14 protein-coding genes and 3 tRNA genes are annotated in these 17,091 nt (G+C 53.1%); 10 read left to right on the top strand and 7 right to left on the bottom strand.

Going from position 1 to position 17,091, the window contains the following annotated elements; genetic code table 11:
• Positions 1-39: 39 nt before the first annotated feature.
• Positions 40-1,239, bottom strand: a complete 1,200-nt coding sequence (locus ACW44H_RS12995; protein WP_457509030.1) for a TauD/TfdA family dioxygenase — start codon at positions 1,237-1,239, stop codon at positions 40-42.
• Positions 1,240-1,364: 125 nt separating this feature from the next.
• Between ACW44H_RS12995 and ACW44H_RS12990 the strand changes: the two genes are divergently transcribed.
• The 3 genes from ACW44H_RS12990 to ACW44H_RS12980 all read left to right on the top strand — a co-directional run bounded on the left by ACW44H_RS12990 (position 1,365) and on the right by ACW44H_RS12980 (position 3,381).
• A complete protein-coding gene (locus ACW44H_RS12990) occupies positions 1,365-2,231 on the top strand; it encodes a LysR substrate-binding domain-containing protein (protein WP_457504898.1) in 867 nt (288 codons plus the stop codon).
• A 199-nt stretch (positions 2,232-2,430) separates the two neighbouring features.
• A complete protein-coding gene (locus ACW44H_RS12985; RefSeq protein ID WP_457504897.1) occupies positions 2,431-3,039 on the top strand; it encodes an FMN-dependent NADH-azoreductase in 609 nt (202 codons plus the stop codon).
• A 42-nt stretch (positions 3,040-3,081) separates the two neighbouring features.
• A complete protein-coding gene (locus ACW44H_RS12980) occupies positions 3,082-3,381 on the top strand; it encodes an MGMT family protein (RefSeq protein ID WP_457504896.1) in 300 nt (99 codons plus the stop codon).
• A gap of 67 nt (positions 3,382-3,448) precedes the next feature.
• On the opposite strand, the gene ACW44H_RS12975 is transcribed toward ACW44H_RS12980, so the two are convergent.
• Together ACW44H_RS12975 and ACW44H_RS12970 are read right to left on the bottom strand one after the other, a co-directional pair.
• Positions 3,449-5,017 carry a GNAT family N-acetyltransferase gene (locus ACW44H_RS12975; RefSeq protein WP_457504895.1) on the bottom strand — a complete coding sequence of 523 codons (1,569 nt, stop codon included), beginning with the start codon at positions 5,015-5,017 and terminating at the stop codon, positions 3,449-3,451.
• A gap of 42 nt (positions 5,018-5,059) precedes the next feature.
• Complete coding sequence (locus tag ACW44H_RS12970; RefSeq protein ID WP_457504894.1) at positions 5,060-5,974, bottom strand: DMT family transporter; 915 nt, start codon at positions 5,972-5,974, stop codon at positions 5,060-5,062.
• Positions 5,975-6,148: 174 nt separating this feature from the next.
• On the opposite strand from ACW44H_RS12970, the gene ACW44H_RS12965 reads away from it, so the two are divergent.
• The 5 genes from ACW44H_RS12965 (at position 6,149) to ACW44H_RS12945 (ending at position 14,647) form a co-directional block, all read left to right on the top strand.
• Positions 6,149-8,170, top strand: a complete 2,022-nt coding sequence (locus ACW44H_RS12965; RefSeq protein ID WP_457504893.1) for an oxidoreductase — start codon at positions 6,149-6,151, stop codon at positions 8,168-8,170.
• A 171-nt stretch (positions 8,171-8,341) separates the two neighbouring features.
• A complete protein-coding gene (locus ACW44H_RS12960) occupies positions 8,342-9,388 on the top strand; it encodes a threonine aldolase family protein (RefSeq protein ID WP_457504892.1) in 1,047 nt (348 codons plus the stop codon).
• Between the two features lie 354 nt (positions 9,389-9,742).
• A complete protein-coding gene (locus tag ACW44H_RS12955; RefSeq protein WP_113270031.1) occupies positions 9,743-11,665 on the top strand; it encodes a PrkA family serine protein kinase in 1,923 nt (640 codons plus the stop codon).
• A gap of 83 nt (positions 11,666-11,748) precedes the next feature.
• Positions 11,749-13,035: a YeaH/YhbH family protein gene (locus tag ACW44H_RS12950; RefSeq protein ID WP_457504890.1), complete on the top strand. Its 1,287-nt coding sequence runs from the start codon at positions 11,749-11,751 to the stop codon at positions 13,033-13,035.
• A gap of 43 nt (positions 13,036-13,078) precedes the next feature.
• A complete protein-coding gene (locus ACW44H_RS12945; RefSeq protein ID WP_457504889.1) occupies positions 13,079-14,647 on the top strand; it encodes a SpoVR family protein in 1,569 nt (522 codons plus the stop codon).
• A 60-nt stretch (positions 14,648-14,707) separates the two neighbouring features.
• Here the strand turns inward: ACW44H_RS12945 and ACW44H_RS12940 are convergent, their stop codons facing one another.
• Positions 14,708-15,022 (bottom strand): high-potential iron-sulfur protein, encoded by a 315-nt coding sequence (locus ACW44H_RS12940; RefSeq protein ID WP_457504888.1) that lies wholly within the window; start codon positions 15,020-15,022, stop codon positions 14,708-14,710.
• A 274-nt stretch (positions 15,023-15,296) separates the two neighbouring features.
• Here ACW44H_RS12940 and ACW44H_RS12935 point away from each other — a divergent pair, with 274 nt between their 5' ends.
• Together ACW44H_RS12935 and ACW44H_RS12930 are read left to right on the top strand one after the other, a co-directional pair.
• Positions 15,297-15,572 (top strand): Lrp/AsnC family transcriptional regulator, encoded by a 276-nt coding sequence (locus ACW44H_RS12935; RefSeq protein WP_008958975.1) that lies wholly within the window; start codon positions 15,297-15,299, stop codon positions 15,570-15,572.
• A gap of 90 nt (positions 15,573-15,662) precedes the next feature.
• A complete protein-coding gene (locus ACW44H_RS12930) occupies positions 15,663-16,523 on the top strand; it encodes a DNA/RNA non-specific endonuclease (protein ID WP_457509028.1) in 861 nt (286 codons plus the stop codon).
• Positions 16,524-16,621: 98 nt separating this feature from the next.
• On the opposite strand, the gene ACW44H_RS12925 is transcribed toward ACW44H_RS12930, so the two are convergent.
• The 3 genes from ACW44H_RS12925 to ACW44H_RS12915 all read right to left on the bottom strand — a co-directional run bounded on the left by ACW44H_RS12925 (position 16,622) and on the right by ACW44H_RS12915 (position 17,039).
• Positions 16,622-16,708: transfer RNA gene (locus ACW44H_RS12925), tRNA-Leu, on the bottom strand.
• 45 nt (positions 16,709-16,753) lie between these two features.
• Positions 16,754-16,840: transfer RNA gene (locus tag ACW44H_RS12920), tRNA-Leu, on the bottom strand.
• A gap of 112 nt (positions 16,841-16,952) precedes the next feature.
• Positions 16,953-17,039 (bottom strand) — tRNA-Leu (locus ACW44H_RS12915).
• Positions 17,040-17,091: the final 52 nt, after the last annotated feature.

Raw genomic sequence — 17,091 nt, 5'->3', positions numbered from 1 at the left:
TTTTATTAATCAAATACGCTAACTGAATGCCGCGTTTAATTAGTCTTGGCGGGCTAACACGCGAAGGCGTGAGGCCAGCATATCGCGGTCTAGATAGGTGCCTTGTAAATGACGTGCGCCACTGTTGGGATCGAACTCGCGACGCCCATGAAGTACACGGCGATTGTCAAAGGCGACCATTTGCCCAGGGCGAAGAGTAAACTCTATCTGGTGGGCCTCGCTATGGAACAGCTTCCACAGTAAAGCGTAAGCACTGTACCAAGCATCCATTTGTTCTACCGGTAAATGAAGCGCATCGCGAATCCAGTTGTTCAGCCGCATCTCGACCAAGTTACCCGTGCTATCTAGCGTAACTACCGGCGCTCGCATTGAAATATCGTGGCTCTCATCCTGGAAGCGAAAGTCGATGGGCGTTTCGCTGAGTATGGCGAGCGCTTTTGGGTCCTGCTGGCGTAGCGCTTCTACCACGCGGGCACCGTCAGCAAACAGCGATTCACCGCCGCTGGCTCCATTCTGAAGGCAATAGAGTAATTGAATGTCCGGCGGATGACGCCAGTTGGGCAAATCGATATGCAGCGGCAAACCGACGGCGGTGTACGCTGCATTATTGGGATTGGGCTTGGAGCGTACATCGAAACGGGCGCCAAAATTGGTGGCGCGTTGGGGCCCAATGCGCTCAGCCAAGCGGCTCACTTCTTCTTCGACCAGCGGGCCGTCGGTAATCAATGCCAAGCCGTCGCGAAGCATGGCGGTTAGCCAAGCTTTTTCACCCTGAGGTTTTAAAAAATCATCGTGCCGCACGCACTCGGGAGTGAAGTTATCTTTCCACGGCTTTGCGTTGGGTACTGACGAGACTAGCTTGGATTCCGGGCGGCGTTGGTAGAGCCAGCCGCTATGAAACGCACTGACATGACCATCCTGCCAGTTTATATGTAAGTGCCCGTCCAGCAGAGCAACACTGGGCGGTTCAGTAATCGGTTCAAGGGGCAGGTACAGCCTTTCGCGGGTCTGCGGGTGGCGGCAGGCTTGGCATGCGCAGTGGTCGCGCAACCAAAGTAGGGGCAGCGTGCTTTGCTGGCCATCTTGCCATTCAAGTGCCACACCTGTTTGCACCAGGGTCGCTTGGGTAAGCGCCGGACCCGTTTGATAAGGGCTTAATTCGCCCATCTCGGGGGCTTGGGATTGTTTTGTTGTTGTCGCTGTCATTGTCGTTGGTGTCGCTTGTACTGCGCTATTCATCATCACTCCGAATCGCTCCCTTTGCTGCAATGCATAAGGGTTACCTAGGATGGGGAGTAGCAGCGGCGCTGACAAACGATTAATCTGGCCCCTAAGACATCATTTAATTTATAGGTCTCTTTTTCATGAGTCAGTTACCGCCATTGCTATGGCTGCAAGCCTTTGAATCTGCGGCGCGTACCTTGAGTTTTACTGCCGCTGGCCATGAACTCGGTGTCACTCAAGCGGCGATCAGCCAGCGCGTCAGGCTGCTGGAAGATCGCGTGGGACAAAAGCTGTTCGTGCGCCATGCGCGTAGTTTAACGTTAACGCCTGCCGGACAGGCGTGGCTGCCAAGTATTCACGATGCCTTTGTGCGTATTAGCGAAGGCACTTTAGAAGTGTTTGGTAGCACCTCAGAGCAGCCGGTCACACTGCGTGCTACGCCAGTCATTCAGCAGTCGTGGCTGGCACGGCGTTTAATTGCTTTTCATCGCGCGCATCCTCAGGTGGCGATTCGTTTGGTGAGTGCTATCTGGCCCGATGACTTTGGCCCCGAAGGCGCCGATATCGAAATACGCTACGGTAAGGGGGAGTGGACGGGGATTGAAATGCAGCCGCTAGGGGAAGAACACCTGTTGCCGGTGTGCTCGGAGACTTTGGCAAAGACGCTCTCTGCGCCAGAGGATCTCGCCGGGCACACGCTACTGCATGCAGTCGGCTTTGGGGTAGGGTGGCCGGGGTGGCTACAAGAAGCGGGCGTTGCCCATGTGGAAGCGCAGTGCTGGTCGCTCACTTGCGATAATCAAGTAATGACGTTGGCACTGGCAAGCCAGGGTGGCGGTGTCTCGCTAACCCATCGGCGCTTGATGGAGCAGCGTAGTGACTTAGTGGCGCCCTTTGATATCACTGTGCCTAGCGATGAGCGCTTCTGGCTGGTACGACCAAGCCGGCGCCATATTAGCGACGAAGCAGGGGTGGTGTGGCAGTGGCTTTGCGACTCTATAAAATAGAATAACGAGCAGTGCCTGTATCACTTATTAGCTTGCTAAGCTGGTCACCGCATCATTAAACAGTATGAATAAAGCGTGGCCTTCATCAGCATGATTCGATTTAATCGAATACAAGCCGGAAAACGTTGCGCTTTTGCTTTCTGTAGGGCGTCGTAGAATAGCCTCTAACTCATCAACCTAATGATCCTTGAAGCTTTCAATGACGACGCGTGCCCTGATAATTACCTCTTCTATTCTGGCGGAAAATGGCCAATCCAACACACTGGCTAACCGCTTTATCGAGCAAGCAAACGCTCGCAATGGTATCGAAGCCACCCAGCGTGATGTGGTCAAAAATGCGCTGCCCCACCTGGACATTAACGAGTTAGGTGCTTGGCAGGTAGCGGCCGCCGAGCGCACCGCTGAGCAGCAGGCATTAGCTGCGCGCTCAGAGACGTTGCTGGCCGAGCTGCGTGCTAACGATGTACTGGTAATTGCGGTGCCGATGTATAACTTGGGCATCCCTTCACAGCTGAAAGCGTGGTTTGACCGCGTATTGCGAGCCGGTGAAACGTTCCGCTACACCGAGAACGGCCCCCAAGGTTTAGTAGAAGGCAAGCGTGCGATTATTCTGGCAGCTCGTGGTGGAAAATACGCAGGCACTGAAATGGATAGCCAGACGCCGCACCTCAAAGCCATGCTAGGCCTCATGGGAATCAAAGATACTCATGTGGTCTATGCTGAAGGCTTGAATATGGGTGAACAGCATCGTGACGCTGCTCTCAAGGAAGCTTTCCAGGCAATTGATCAATTAGTTGAGGGTTTATAAGGACCCGCAAAAAACGTTTATGCGTTAAGAGGATAACGTTGTATGGCCCGGCCCGAATTACTCGAGCAAATTTACACCATCGTTGATCAAATTCCACCGGGCCGAGTGACGACCTATGGGCGCATTGCGGCAATGACCGAGGGCGCTACCCCGCGCATGGTGGGTTCAGCGATGCGTCACTTGCCTGACGGCCATCAGTTGCCCTGGCATCGCGTGATCGCAGCATCACTCAAGCTTGCTGACCACGGTGGCGCCGAGCGACAGCTCCGTAAATTACGCGATGAAGGGGTGCTGTTCGATGCCAAAGGCCGCGTACCCGCGCATCTTGTGTGGCCTGATTGAGCTATATAACTCTTTTAGAAACAACAACGCCGCCCATTGGGCGGCGTTGTTGACTTCATGATTCACTTCAATCCTCCAGATTAGCACCCGATTTCCATGACCAGTCGCGCCAGCGTAGATCAAACAGATCCTTGCGGCGGTCCTTGAGATTGGTCACTGAGCCTTCGGCACGTACAACCGTCAGGCGGGTCAAGTCCAGATCCGAGAAGAAGATCATCTCGGTATTGGGCGTGGTTTCCGCCAGCACCGCATCGTGAGGGAAAGCGAAGTCAGAGGGCGAGAACACTGCTGATTGCGCGTACTGAATATCCAGATTTTCAATTGAGGGCAGGTTGCCGACACTACCGCAGAGCACCACGTAGCACTCGTTTTCGATCGCCCGCGCCTGAGCGCAGTGGCGAACGCGCAAGTAGCCATTTTTAGTGTCGGTCCAGAAGGGTACAAACAGAATGTCCATGTCCTGGTCGGCCAACAAACGCCCAAGCTCCGGGAATTCCACGTCGTAGCAGATCAGAATGCCCACACGGCCAGCGTCGGTATCGAATACCTGCAACTCATCGCCACCCTCAATGACCCAGTCGCGCCGCTCTTGAGGCGTAATGTGCAACTTGGCCTGACGCTCAACGCTGCCATCGCGGTGGAACAGGTAGGCAATGTTGTAGAGCCGGTCATCGTCACCGACTTCAATCATCGAGCCGCCCACAATATTGATATTGTACGACACCGCCATGCGGGAGAGCTCAGACTTAAAGCGCTCGGTAAAACCGGCCAAAAAGCGAATCGCACCCATTTGATCCTGCTGGGCAGCGCGGTCTTGAAGACCCATCAACGGCGCGTTAAACAGTTCCGGGAAAACGGCGAAATCACTTTGGTAGTCAGAAAGCGCATCCACAAAGTATTCGATTTGCTGGAGGGCAGCTTCCACCGAGGAGAACTCCCGCATCTGCCACTGTACTGCGCCTACACGCACCTGGGTGGGGCGGGTATCTAGCACGTTGGCAGCGGGCTCAAACAGGATGTTATTCCACTCTAACAAGGTAGCGTAGCCGCGCGACTGCTCATCTTCGGGCAGGTATTTGCGCAGCAGGCGCTTAACCTGAAAGTCATTCGCCTGTTGGAAAGAGAGAATCGGATCGTAGATCTCTTTGCGCGAGACTTTATCAATGTACTGAGCAGGCGTGAGTTCATCGGCGTGCTGGTAATATTCAGGAATGCGCCCACCCGCCAGGATCGCCCGCAGGTTCATTGAACGGCATAGTTCTTTACGCGCTTCGTAAAGCCGGCGGCCCAAGCGATACCCACGGTAGTCGGGATGAATCAGCACATCCAACCCATACATGGCGTCACCATCCTCGTTGTTGAGGATGGTTTCGCGGTGCCCGATCAAGTCATCGTATTTGTGCGGGTTGGAAAACTCGTCGTAATCCACCTGTACGGTGAGCGCCACACCCACCAGAAGGCCGTCGTCTTCAATCGCGATTTGGCCATCAGGGAATTCCTGAATTAATTTGTCGATCGTGCGCTTCGGCCAGGCACCGCCGATATCGTGATAGACAGCGTCCATCAATGCCTTGAGCTGATCGTAGTCATCGCTCATTAGGTTGCGCAGATTAAGATGCAGTTCTTCGAGGGACATATCAGGGCTTCCCAGCGTCAGAAGTAAACGACCATTCTAACATTATTGGACGCTGCTCGGCTTATCTGAGGTTAACTCGCGGGTTAGTGGTCGTGTCAGGGTTTGCGCCATGATGACCCCAGCAAGAATCAGCAGCCCACCCGCAAAGTGGAAACCCGCCACACGTTCGCCTAAAAAGATCATCGCAATCAGCGCGCTGAACAACGGCATTAAATTGATAAAAATACTCGATTGATTAGCGCCAATCTGGCGTACTGCGCGCATCCATAAAAAAGTGGTGATAATAGACGCAGGGATGCCCGCATAGAGAATCAGCCCAATATTCTGTCCATCAATGGGCGTCATGGGGCCCATCAAATAGGGCGGCAACAAGAACAGAACGGCAAAACAGACTTGTGCATAGAGCATCACCCAGGGCGGCAGATTCATCGACCAGCGTTTTAGCATGACGCCATACAATGCGTAGCAGGTAGCCGCCACGACCATGAGTGCATCACCGAGGGCGACTTGCAGTTGTAGCAGCGAAAGCGGGTTGCCGCGCCCAAGTAGTACGGTGACCCCCACAAACGCCAGTACCCCGCCTAAAACCCCGCCCAAGGTGGGTGGTTCGCGGAGAATCAGCGCGCTAAGCAGTACCGTCAGCAATGGCACCATGGCGGCAAGAATCCCCATGTTGGTGGCGGTCGTGGTTTCTGCCGCTACATAAGCAAGCCCTTGCCATAGACCCATGCCGAGTAGCCCAAGCAGCGCCAACTTAGGCCATTGACGACGAATCTCGTCACGGTGGCGAATGACCGCAGGGAGCACAAACGGGGTCATCACCGCCAGCGCTAACAGCCAGCGTAAAAAAGCAATGCTGCTTGGGGCAATGGCGCCTACGCTAAGTTGATTTATGGTCATATTGCCCGACCAAATCAATACGGTGGCGAGCGGCGGTAAAAAGTAAATTAAGGGCATAACAACGGTTCCTTATCGTTAGCCGGGTAATGTGACGTGGATTCGCGCGTTGGGCAAGCGGTTGGCCCAAGTATCGAGGGACCAAGCATCTAAGGGCTATACGTGATGCTCAGGATGTCATACGCTTGTTTGAATTTATTTATAAAGCTTCTAATAACATTAAGGAGGCCCGTGATGAGCCAAACGCCTGCGTACCCGAATTTGTTTCGTCCATTGACCATTGGCCATCTAACGCTGCCCAACCGTGTCTTAATGGGCTCAATGCATACCAATTTGGAAGAGGCACCCAATGGCTTTGAACGGCTAGCTGCTTTTTATGCCGAGCGGGCGCGGGAAGGGGTTAGTTTGATCGTCACCGGCGGGATTGCTCCTAATGCAGAAGGCGCCGTTTTCCAGGGTGCCCATGCGCTCGTTGATGAGGCGCAACTGCCGGAACATCGACAAGTAGTTGATGCGGTGCATGCCGAGGGCGGTCATCTGTGCATGCAGATTCTCCACGCTGGGCGCTACGCTTATTCACCAGAATTAGTAGCGCCTTCAGCCATTCAAGCCCCGATCAATCCCTTTATGCCTCGTGCGTTGAGCAGCGATGAGGTCGAACAGCAAATTGCCGACTACGTACGCTGTGCAAGCCTGGCACAGCAGGCGGGCTATGACGGCGTGGAGGTGATGGGGTCTGAAGGCTATTTGATTAATCAGTTTATTTGCCAACGCACCAACCAGCGTGACGACGAATGGGGCGGGGCGTTTGAGAACCGTATGCGCTTTGCCGTTGAGATTGTCCGTCGTGTGCGGGAAGCGGTAGGTGAGCGTTTTGTGATTATCTTCCGTCTCTCGATGATTGATCTGGTCGAAGATGGCAGCACCTGGGATGAGGTCGTCACGCTTGGCCAAGCGATCGAAGCAGCCGGGGCGAATGTGATCAATACCGGGATTGGCTGGCACGAAGCACGGGTACCCACCATTGTGACCAGCGTGCCGCGAGCGGCCTTTACCGAGGTGACTAAGCGCATCAAGTCGGCGCTATCGATTCCGTTAATCACCACCAACCGTATCAACATGCCTGACATTGCCGAGCAGGTCCTGGCGGAGGGCCATGCCGATATGGTCTCTATGGCGCGGCCTTTTCTCGCGGACCCTGCTTGGGTGAGCAAAGCCCAGGAAGGACTGGCTGAGGAGATCAATACCTGCATTGCCTGTAACCAGGCCTGCCTTGATCATACTTTCGCTGGAAAACTAACGTCCTGCTTGGTTAACCCGCGCGCCTGTCACGAAACCGAGCTGACTATCGAGCCTGCACTAACGCCCAAGCGGGTAGCCGTCGTGGGCGGTGGCCCAGCGGGGTTGGCGACAGCCGTGACAGCGGCTAGCCGCGGGCATCATGTCGTGTTATTTGAGCAGCGCAGTGAGTTAGGCGGACAGTTCAACTATGCACGTAAGATCCCCGGCAAAGAGGAGTTCAACGAAACCCTGCGCTACTACCGAGTGATGCTTGAGAAATATGCGGTAGAGGTACGCCTCAATACCACTGCGACCGTAGAGACGCTTGCCGACTTTGATGAAGTCGTCATGGCCACCGGTGTTCAACCTCGCGAGCTAAGCCTGCCAGGCCACGATCATCACAAAGTACTGAGCTACGCAGAAGCGATTGAACATCCGGCCCGCGTTGGCCGCAAAGTAGCGGTCATTGGTGCTGGGGGGATCGGTTTTGATGTCTCTGAGCTGCTGGCGCACCAGGGGCACCCGGCGCTGGATATTGCTGATTGGTGCGACGAGTGGGGCGTGGATTTGGCCGTAAGCGAACGTGGTGGTTTAAAAAAACCGACCCCGCCAGCCGTGCCCCGTGAGATCGTGATGCTGCAGCGTAAAACCTCCAAGCCGGGTAAATACCTGGGTAAAACAACCGGCTGGGTGCATCGCGCATCGCTTAAAGCCCGCGGAGTGACCACGCTAACGGGCTGTGAGTACATCAAAATCGATGATGACGGGCTGCATATTCGGCGAGAGGATATCGACCAAGTGCTTGCAGTGGACAGCGTGGTGGTGTGCGCTGGGCAGGAGTCGGTGCGTGATTTGTTGGCACCGCTGGAGCGGGCTAGGGCGGCGGTACACATCATTGGTGGCGCGGATGAAGCCAGTGAATTGGATGCTAAGCGAGCAATTGAGCAGGGCACACGATTGGCGGCTAGTTTGTAAAAAACGCACAAGATCAGGTTAATAAGTAAGTGCTTAAAAGCGCGGGTGACGTTAGCCCATAAATGGCGATAGACTAAATGACTAATCTAGCTATTAAGAATAGCTAGATATTAAAGGCGCGAGTGGCACCCAGCTCGCGCCGTTCGATCGCCAGATAAAAGGACTGTCGTCATGACCTCGGAGTGTAGCCCGCGTTTTTTAGCCAGTGATAACACCTCAGGTATCTGCCCGGAGGCGATGGAATACCTGCTTGAAGCCAATCGTAGCGATGATTTGGCATACGGTAATGATCTCTGGACGGCCCGCGCGGCAGACCGCTTCCGCGATATGTTTGATTACGACTGCGAAGTTTTCTTCGTTTTTAACGGCACCGCTGCTAACTCATTGGCGCTTTCTGCAATGGGGCGCAGCTACCACAGCGTCATTTGTCATGAGCTGGCGCATATTGAAACTGATGAATGCGGTGGCCCGGAATTTTTCTCTAACGGTGCGAAGCTGCTTACCTCACCAGGTGCTAATGGCAAGCTAACGCCGGAAGGTATTGAGGCGTTGGTCACTAAGCGCAGCGATATTCACTATCCTAAACCCAAAGTGGTATCGCTCACTCAAGCGACCGAAGTGGGGACGCTATATTCCCGCGAAGAGCTGATGGCCATTCGCGCCATTGCCGATAAACATGACCTGCGCCTGCATATGGATGGCGCCCGCTTTGCTAACGCCTGTGCGAGCCTTAATGCCTCGCCAGCGGAGCTTACCTGGCAAGTGGGTGTGGATGCACTGTGTTTTTCGGGAACCAAAAACGGTCTCGCATTTGGCGAAGCGATCCTGTTCTTTAACCGTGACCTGGCTGAGGATTTCTCTTACCGTTGCAAGCAGGCAGGCCAGCTGGCTTCAAAAATGCGGTTTATATCAGCACCGTGGTTAGGGTTATTAGAAAGTGGCGCCTGGCTTACGAACGCTCAGCACGCTAATGCCATGGCCTACTACTTATCAGAAGGCCTGAAGGCATTACCCGGCGTGTCGCTGATGTTTCCCACCCAGGCCAATAGCGTTTTCGTTGAATTGCCGCCTCCAGCCATTGAAGCGTTGAAAGCCAAAGGCTGGACCTTCTACACCTTCATTGGTGCGGGCGGTGCCCGGTTTGTCTGTGCTTGGAATACTACCGTTGAATTGCTAGACGAGTTACTGGCTGATGTTCGCGCAGTGATCGCGCAATAAAAGCCACGTTTGATCCTTCTCGTCGTGCCGCTATTGGGCACTCTTACCCAAGCGATGCCGCTCCTCAAGCGACGTCGCGGTTAGCGCCCTTTAGGGGCTCCTCTTGCCGCGCTGCTCTACCTCACTAGGTTTTATCCCACTAGGTTCTACCCAGCTAGATTCTGCTCAACTAGGTTCTACGCAACTAATCTCCTGAAAATCTCTCTTATCCATAACGCCGCTGCGTTGAAGCTTTTAGTCATCACTTTTTGCTAATGCTGACTACGCTAAATAAAGCGACATTTCGTTTGGCACACCGTTGCGAAACACTTGGCTTGGCGGTGTCTGCCTGGGGATGGGCCACAGGAGATTTCCATGAGTATCTTTGATCACGTTCAAGACCGATTTGCCCGCGTTCAGCAAGAAGACATGAGCCTTGAGGAGTATCTGGCGCTTTGTCGCCGTGACCCGAAGGTTTATGCCAGCGCCGCCGAGCGCATGCTGGAAGCCATCGGAGAGCCTGAAGTGATCGACACGGCGAAAGACCCGCGTCTGTCACGCATTTTTTCCAACAAAGTAATTCGCCGCTATCCTGCCTTTGCAGAGTTCCATGGTATGGAGGAGGCCATTGAGCAAATCGTGGCTTACTTTCGCCATGCTGCCCAAGGGCTTGAAGAGCGTAAACAGATCCTCTATCTGCTAGGCCCGGTGGGGGGCGGTAAGTCATCGCTGGCGGAGCGCCTTAAACTATTGATGGAGCGCATTCCGTTCTATGCCATCAAGGGGTCACCGGTCTATGAGTCACCGCTTGGCCTGTTCTCTCCCGAAGAGGACGGCGAGTTGCTGGAGAAAGAGTACGGTATTCCACAGCGTTACCTACGCAGTGTGATGTCACCTTGGGCGGCGAAACGATTAAAAGAGTATGGCGGTGATATCTCCCAGTTCCGGGTAGTGCGTTTGTACCCTTCACGGCTGAATCAAATTGCTATTTCTAAAACAGAGCCGGGCGATGAAAATAATCAGGATATCTCTTCGCTGGTAGGTAAAGTCGATATTCGTCAGTTGGAGCTGTATTCCCAGGACGACCCGGATGCCTACAGCTTCTCGGGCGGTTTATGCCGCGCCAACCAAGGGTTGATGGAGTTTGTGGAGATGTTCAAAGCGCCTATCAAGGTGCTGCATCCACTGCTTACCGCGACACAGGAGGGTAACTACAACCCCACTGAAGGCATGGGCGCTATCCCCTTTGATGGCGTCATCCTGGCTCACTCTAACGAATCCGAATGGCAGGCGTTCCGCAATAATCGCAACAACGAGGCATTTCTTGACCGGGTTTATATCGTCAAGGTGCCTTATTGTCTGCGGGTCACCGAAGAGATCAAAATCTATCAAAAGTTGCTAGAAGACTCTTCGTTAAACGCGGCTCCCTGCGCGCCGGATACGCTGCGCATGCTGGCACAGTTCTCGGTTCTTTCCCGACTGAAAGCGCCGGAAAACTCCAACATCTACTCGAAAATGCGTGTGTACGACGGTGAAAACCTAAAAGACACCGACCCACGTGCCAAGTCGATTCAAGAGTATCGCGATGCGGCGGGCGTTGATGAAGGGATGCAGGGGCTTTCTACGCGCTTTGCGTTCAAGATTCTTTCCAAGGTATTCAACTTTGACAGCACCGAGGTGGCCGCCAATCCGGTCCATCTTCTCTACGTATTGGAGCAAGCATTAGAGCGTGAACAGCTGCCGTCAGAAGTGTTTGAGCGCTACTTGGGCTTTATCAAAGAGTATATGGCGCCTCGCTATGTGGACTTCATCGGTAAGGAAATTCAAACCGCTTACCTCGAATCCTACAGCGAATATGGCCAAAACATTTTTGACCGTTATGTCACCTATGCAGACTTTTGGATTCAGGATCAGGAGTATCGTGACCACGAGACCGGTGAGTTGCTAAATCGCCAAGCGCTGAATGAAGAGCTGGAGAAAATCGAGAAGCCGGCGGGTATTTCAAACCCCAAAGATTTCCGCCACGAGGTAGTCAACTTTGTACTGCGGGCAAGGGCGCAAAACAATGGCATGAACCCCAGCTGGCAGTCGTATGAAAAGCTAAAAGGCGTGATCGAACACAAAATGTTCGCCAATACCGAAGAGCTGCTGCCGGTCATTTCGTTTAATGCCAAGGCCTCCCGGTCGGATCAGAAGAAGCATGAGGACTTTGTGGCACGGATGGTTGAGCGTGGCTACACCGAAAAACAGGTTCGATTACTCTCCGAATGGTATCTGCGCGTGCGTAAATCCCAGTAAGGGTTAGTGGTTAAGAGTAATTAAGACAGTAGTTAAGACAGTATTTAAACACAGCGATTAAGACGGGTACTTAAGGAGTTCGTATGACCTACTTTATTGATCGAAGGCCTAACGCTAAGCATAAAAGCGCAGTGAACCGTCAGCGCTTTTTGGAGCGCTATCGCAAGCATATCAAGCGCTCGGTAGAAGAAGCTGTTAATCGCCGCTCGATTACCGATATGGAGCGTGGTGAGAAAATCTCGATCCCAGCAAAAGATATCTCTGAGCCGGTTTTCCAGCATGGCCCTGGTGGGGCACGTAACATCGTTTCACCGGGTAATAAGGAGTTTGTCGAGGGCGATAAGATTCGTCGCCCCGGCGGCCAGGGCGGGGGCAGTGGTTCGGGGGAAGGGGGTGCCTCTAACCAGGGAGAAGGCGTCGATGAGTTCGCCTTCACCCTGAGCCGTGAAGAGTTTCTTGAGTTTGTTTTTGACGGACTGGAGCTGCCGCATCTTCAGCGTAAGCCGTTAAAATCGTTGGAAGAGGTGAAAATGGTACGGGCAGGGCTCTCCCGCGACGGCGTGCCTTCTCGAATTAGTATTACCCGTTCGATGCGTGAGGCCTATGCTCGGCGCATAGCGATGCGAGCGCCTATCAAGCGGGCACTAAAAGAAGCTCAAGAATTGCTGAAAACCGAGGAGAAAAAAGATTCGGTGCTGCGTAACCCTGCCCGTATTGCCGAACTGAAAGCAGAGATTGAAAGGCTTGAGAAGCGCATTGAAGGCGTGCCGTTTATTGATACCTATGACTTGCGCTACCACCAACTCAGCGCACAGCCGCAGCCTTCCAACCAAGCGGTGATGTTTTGCGTTATGGACGTTTCGGGGTCGATGACCCAGAACCACAAAGATATCGCTAAGCGCTTTTTTCTCCTGCTCTACCTGTTCTTGGAGAAGCACTACGAGAAAGTCGAACTGATATTTGTACGTCACCATACGGCTGCTCGTGAAGTAAGCGAGGAGGAGTTCTTCTACTCACGAGAAACCGGCGGCACGATTGTTTCCAGTGCGCTGAACCTGGTGAATAAAATTATTGAAAAGCGCTATCCCGTGGGGCAATGGAATTTGTATGTGGCACAAGCTTCCGACGGCGATAATTGGGACGATGATTCTAATATCTGTCGCGATTTGCTGGTCAAACAACTAATGCCGCAGTTGCAATATTATGCCTACGTTGAGATTACGCCTCACGACCATCAATCGTTATGGCATGAGTATGAAAGTGTGGTTGAGGAGTTTCCCGAGCGCTTTGCTATGCGACAAATTGTGGAGGCGGGCGATATTTATCCGGTCTTTCGTGAATTGTTTAAGCGCCGCTTAAGCCAGTCCTAGTGACCTGTGTAGAGGCTAGTAACCGCGTGTAGAGGAGTGGGCTATGAGTGCGACCCGCAAGCGCAAGCCGATTGCCACCGGCTCCGATTGGAACTTCAGTGTACTGGAACGTTTTGATGCGGAGCTGGCTAGGCTCGCCGATGAGTATCGGCTGGATACCTATCCCAACCAGATAGAATTGATCACTACCGAGCAGATGATGGATGCCTATGCAAGTGTAGGGATGCCTGTTGGCTATCATCATTGGTCGTTTGGCAAGCAATTTTTAGCCGTTGAAGGCGCTTACAAGCGTGGTCAGATGGGCCTGGCTTATGAGTTGGTGATCAATTCTGACCCATGCATTGCCTATTTGATGGAGGAGAATACGCTAATGATGCAGGTGCTGGTAATGGCCCACGCCTGCTACGGTCATAACTCTTTCTTCAAGGGCAACTACCTGTTCCGAACCTGGACCGACGCCTCTTCAATTGTTGATTATCTAGTGTTCGCGCGTAAATATATTACCCAATGCGAAGAGCGTCATGGCGTGCAGGCCGTTGAGCAGTTGTTGGATGCTTGTCACGCCCTACAAAACTATGGCGTTGACCGCTACAAACGCCCTTCACCGATTTCTGCCGAAGAGGAGGCGAAACGCCAGGATGAGCGAGAAGCTTATCTGCAAACCCAGGTGAATATGCTGTGGCGCACTATTCCAGAGCCCGCTGGCGGGGAATCATTGCAGGAGCATGGTAGCCAGCATAGCGACGATGACCCGCTGGGCTTACACGACGGAGGCCATTATCCTTCGGAGCCTCAAGAAAACCTACTTTACTTCATTGAAAAAAATGCGCCGCTGCTGGCGCCATGGCAGCGTGAGATCGTGCGTATCGTACGTAAACTGGCACAATACTTTTACCCTCAACGGCAAACCCAGGTAATGAATGAGGGCTGGGCGTGCTTTTGGCACTACACATTAATGAATCGGCTCTACGATGACGGTAATGTCGACGAGGGACTGATGCTTGAGTTTTTGCAGTCTCATGCGGCGGTCATTAACCAGCCTGGCTTTGACAGCCCGCAGTTCAGTGGGATTAACCCGTATGCGCTAGGCTTTGCGATCTTTATGGATATCAAGCGCATTTGTGAATCCCCTACCGATGAAGATCGCGAGTGGTTCCCAGATGTGGCGGGCTCTCCATGGCGTGAGACACTGGAGTTTGCGATGCGCAACTTCAAGGATGAGTCATTTATCCAGCAGTTTTTATCGCCGAAGGTAATGCGTGACCATAAGCTGTTTTTAATTGTCGATGACGATCAGGCGGAAACGCTTGAAGTGGCGGCGATTCATAACGAGCAGGGCTATCGGCAGGTTCGCGAAGCGCTTGCCACCCAGTATGCCCTCTCAGTCCGTGAACCTAACATCCAAGTGGTCGAAGCGGCTATTCGCGGAGACCGTTCATTGACGCTTCATCACGTGCAGGATAGCCGCCGTCCGTTAGGGCGCAGCGTTTATCCGGTCATTCGCCATTTACAGCAACTGTGGGGATTTCCTGTTCATCTTGTCTCTTTAGAAGAGGGACGGGTGACGCGGCGTTTCCATTGGCCGATAGAGGACGACAAGGCGCCATCTTGAATGCAACTACCCCGCGCAATGCGCGGGGTAGTTAGTAACAGCTAATCAATTGCTAGTTGTTTAAGCTTGTGCCGTCCAGGATTGACACCAGCCACCAGGCTCTACGCTGTTTCCGGGGAACAGCTGACAGCCTTCCGTTTCTTCAACGAAGAACATGCAGTTGTCGCAGCGTTCGCCCTCTTCATAAGCCGGATGATCACTGGCTTCGCTGGCGTCTTCTACGTAATTAAGTGCTTGGGCGTTGCTTGAGGAAGGATCAAGACGCGGCAGCTCTTGGGCGAAAGCAGTCTTGGAAAGAATACCAACGCCCAGTGGAAGGGCCGCAAGGCCCAACATGCTGTTGCGCATAAAGTCACGACGGCTTTTATTAGCCATGATTTCTCCTTATCGTCACGGTCTGACGTTTAGTCACGTTTAGCGGGTGGTTATCCACCTCTTAATGCTCCGAATAATCTTACAAGCCGGAGTTTCTACGACATCCATCAATTACATGCTAGCGGATGTACAAAGGTTGTGCGAATACCCCAGCCGGTATAGCGACAATTGGTCACGCTGGCGTTGAGTGGTGCCCCCACTAACGGGTCGCTGTTATACTCTGCACAGCCTATATACTACTTTTTAGTTACTATTTTTTCTTAAGGGTCGCGCTATGCAAAACGCAGTCATTTTAATCAATACCGATAAAGGCCAGGTGAAAGCCGTGGCCGAGCGCCTAGCCGATGTAGAAGGCATTAGCGAAGTTTACTCTACCTGTGGCCGCTACGACTTGGTGGCGATTGCTCGCACCCGTGATTTCGAGAGCTTGGCTGAGCTAGTGACTGAGCGCTTAAACGCGGTTGAGGGGATCAGCGATACCGAAACCCTGAATGCTATGCAGGTTCACTCCCGCCATGACCTAGAAACGATGTTTTCACTCGGTTGGTAGTTTGAGCCGTTTTTGCCGCCGCGGTAATCAGTATTATAAGAGTGGATAACACGATAGGCGCTCGATAGCGCTAGCCAGGGAGTAAGAGTGTTGGGAACATCGCTTTCGAGCTGGCGTCGGCAAGGTCGGCGCTTTGGTATTGCCGTGCTGTTTGTTGTGGTGGGGACGGGCCTTTGGGAGTTTCAGGAACGTCAACATAAAGATGCATACACCTGGATGGGGGTGCCTACCTGGGAGGAATTCCGCCCCACCACGATGCATCGAGTGCTGCGTAATGATGGCTATTTAGTGGGCTGGTCTGATGTAAGAGTAAACCCGCTGTGGGTAAGCTATCAGGTGGAAGCGGTGGATGACTCTAGCATCGGCTCCCGACCTAATTTTCAAGCCGATTGGCGCACGCTATGGCCTGTAGGCACTGACAGCTACGCGGGCAGTGGCTACGACCGAGGCCATTTAGCACCTAACTACGCAATCGCCGCTGTGCATGGTCGTAGTGCCCAGGTCGACACCTTCTTAATGAGTAATATGACTCCTCAGCGGCCCAATCTAAATCGTCAGCTCTGGCAGCGGTTAGAGGAGTCGGTGATGGATCACTTCGCGCCGCGCTTTGAGCGCCTGCAGGTAATAACAGGGCCCATCTTTCCAGAACATTTTATGGATAACGTGTTTAATCGGGTGGGTCTGGTCGAAGTGCCTGAGGCGTTTTATAAGATCATTGTAGCGCCGCATAGCGAAGCGCCATTAGCGCTGGCGTTTATTATGCCGCAAGACGTTCGCGGTAATGAGCCATTGGATGATTACTTGGTAACGATCGATGAAATCGAAGCGCGCACGGGGCTTAACTTCTTCCCCGCGTTAACGACGGAGGTGGAGTCTGTGTTGGAAGGAGAGCTTCGCTTACAGGGATGGGCGCTTGAAGAAGTGGCGCGACGCCCAGGGCGGTTTCAATAAATAGGGAGATATCAATAAACAGAAAGAATAAGAGGGGATGGCTTAAAACAATTGAAAGGAAAGACCGTCTTAATGATGCGGGCGGGCCATGTGAGCCATGGTGCCCAGGAGAGGACTTGAACCTCCACGTCCATACGGACACTAGCACCTGAAGCTAGCGCGTCTACCAATTCCGCCACCTGGGCGCATCATTTACAGCTAAGATAAGCTACTTGCCGTTTGTGTTCGTATGGTGCCCAGGAGAGGACTTGAACCTCCACATCCATACAGATACTAGCACCTGAAGCTAGCGCGTCTACCAATTCCGCCACCTGGGCGAACACAAACCATTTACCACGATAAAGCTATTGACTACGTTCTTACAATCACGTTCTTACAATTGCTTGGCACCGCACTGATTATATAAAGAGGGAATCATATAAAACAGTATGGTGCCCAGAAGAGGACTTGAACCTCCACGTCCATACGGACACTAGCACCTGAAGCTAGCGCGTCTACCAATTCCGCCATCTGGGCAATTGGCGCGTATAATACCGGGGTGATGCTTAAATGCAAGACCCTGAACTCG

This window comes from Vreelandella sulfidaeris Esulfide1 (genome assembly GCF_054072535.1).
This window is presented reverse-complemented; position numbering and strand designations above follow the sequence as displayed.

Bases quoted from the DNA above. Each gene is read 5' to 3' on its own strand.
- ACW44H_RS12955 (WP_113270031.1), top strand. From the start codon at position 9,743: ATGAGTATCTTTGATCACGTTCAAGACCGATTTGCCCGCGTTCAGCAA.
- ACW44H_RS12970 (WP_457504894.1), bottom strand. From the start codon at position 5,974: ATGCCCTTAATTTACTTTTTACCGCCGCTCGCCACCGTATTGATTTGG.
- ACW44H_RS12960 (WP_457504892.1), top strand. From the start codon at position 8,342: ATGACCTCGGAGTGTAGCCCGCGTTTTTTAGCCAGTGATAACACCTCA.
- ACW44H_RS12940 (WP_457504888.1), bottom strand. From the start codon at position 15,022: ATGGCTAATAAAAGCCGTCGTGACTTTATGCGCAACAGCATGTTGGGC.
- ACW44H_RS12985 (WP_457504897.1), top strand. From the start codon at position 2,431: ATGACGACGCGTGCCCTGATAATTACCTCTTCTATTCTGGCGGAAAAT.
- ACW44H_RS12980 (WP_457504896.1), top strand. From the start codon at position 3,082: ATGGCCCGGCCCGAATTACTCGAGCAAATTTACACCATCGTTGATCAA.
- ACW44H_RS12935 (WP_008958975.1), top strand. From the start codon at position 15,297: ATGCAAAACGCAGTCATTTTAATCAATACCGATAAAGGCCAGGTGAAA.
- ACW44H_RS12975 (WP_457504895.1), bottom strand. From the start codon at position 5,017: ATGTCCCTCGAAGAACTGCATCTTAATCTGCGCAACCTAATGAGCGAT.
- ACW44H_RS12945 (WP_457504889.1), top strand. From the start codon at position 13,079: ATGAGTGCGACCCGCAAGCGCAAGCCGATTGCCACCGGCTCCGATTGG.
- ACW44H_RS12990 (WP_457504898.1), top strand. From the start codon at position 1,365: ATGAGTCAGTTACCGCCATTGCTATGGCTGCAAGCCTTTGAATCTGCG.
- ACW44H_RS12950 (WP_457504890.1), top strand. From the start codon at position 11,749: ATGACCTACTTTATTGATCGAAGGCCTAACGCTAAGCATAAAAGCGCA.
- ACW44H_RS12965 (WP_457504893.1), top strand. From the start codon at position 6,149: ATGAGCCAAACGCCTGCGTACCCGAATTTGTTTCGTCCATTGACCATT.
- ACW44H_RS12995 (WP_457509030.1), bottom strand. From the start codon at position 1,239: ATGAATAGCGCAGTACAAGCGACACCAACGACAATGACAGCGACAACA.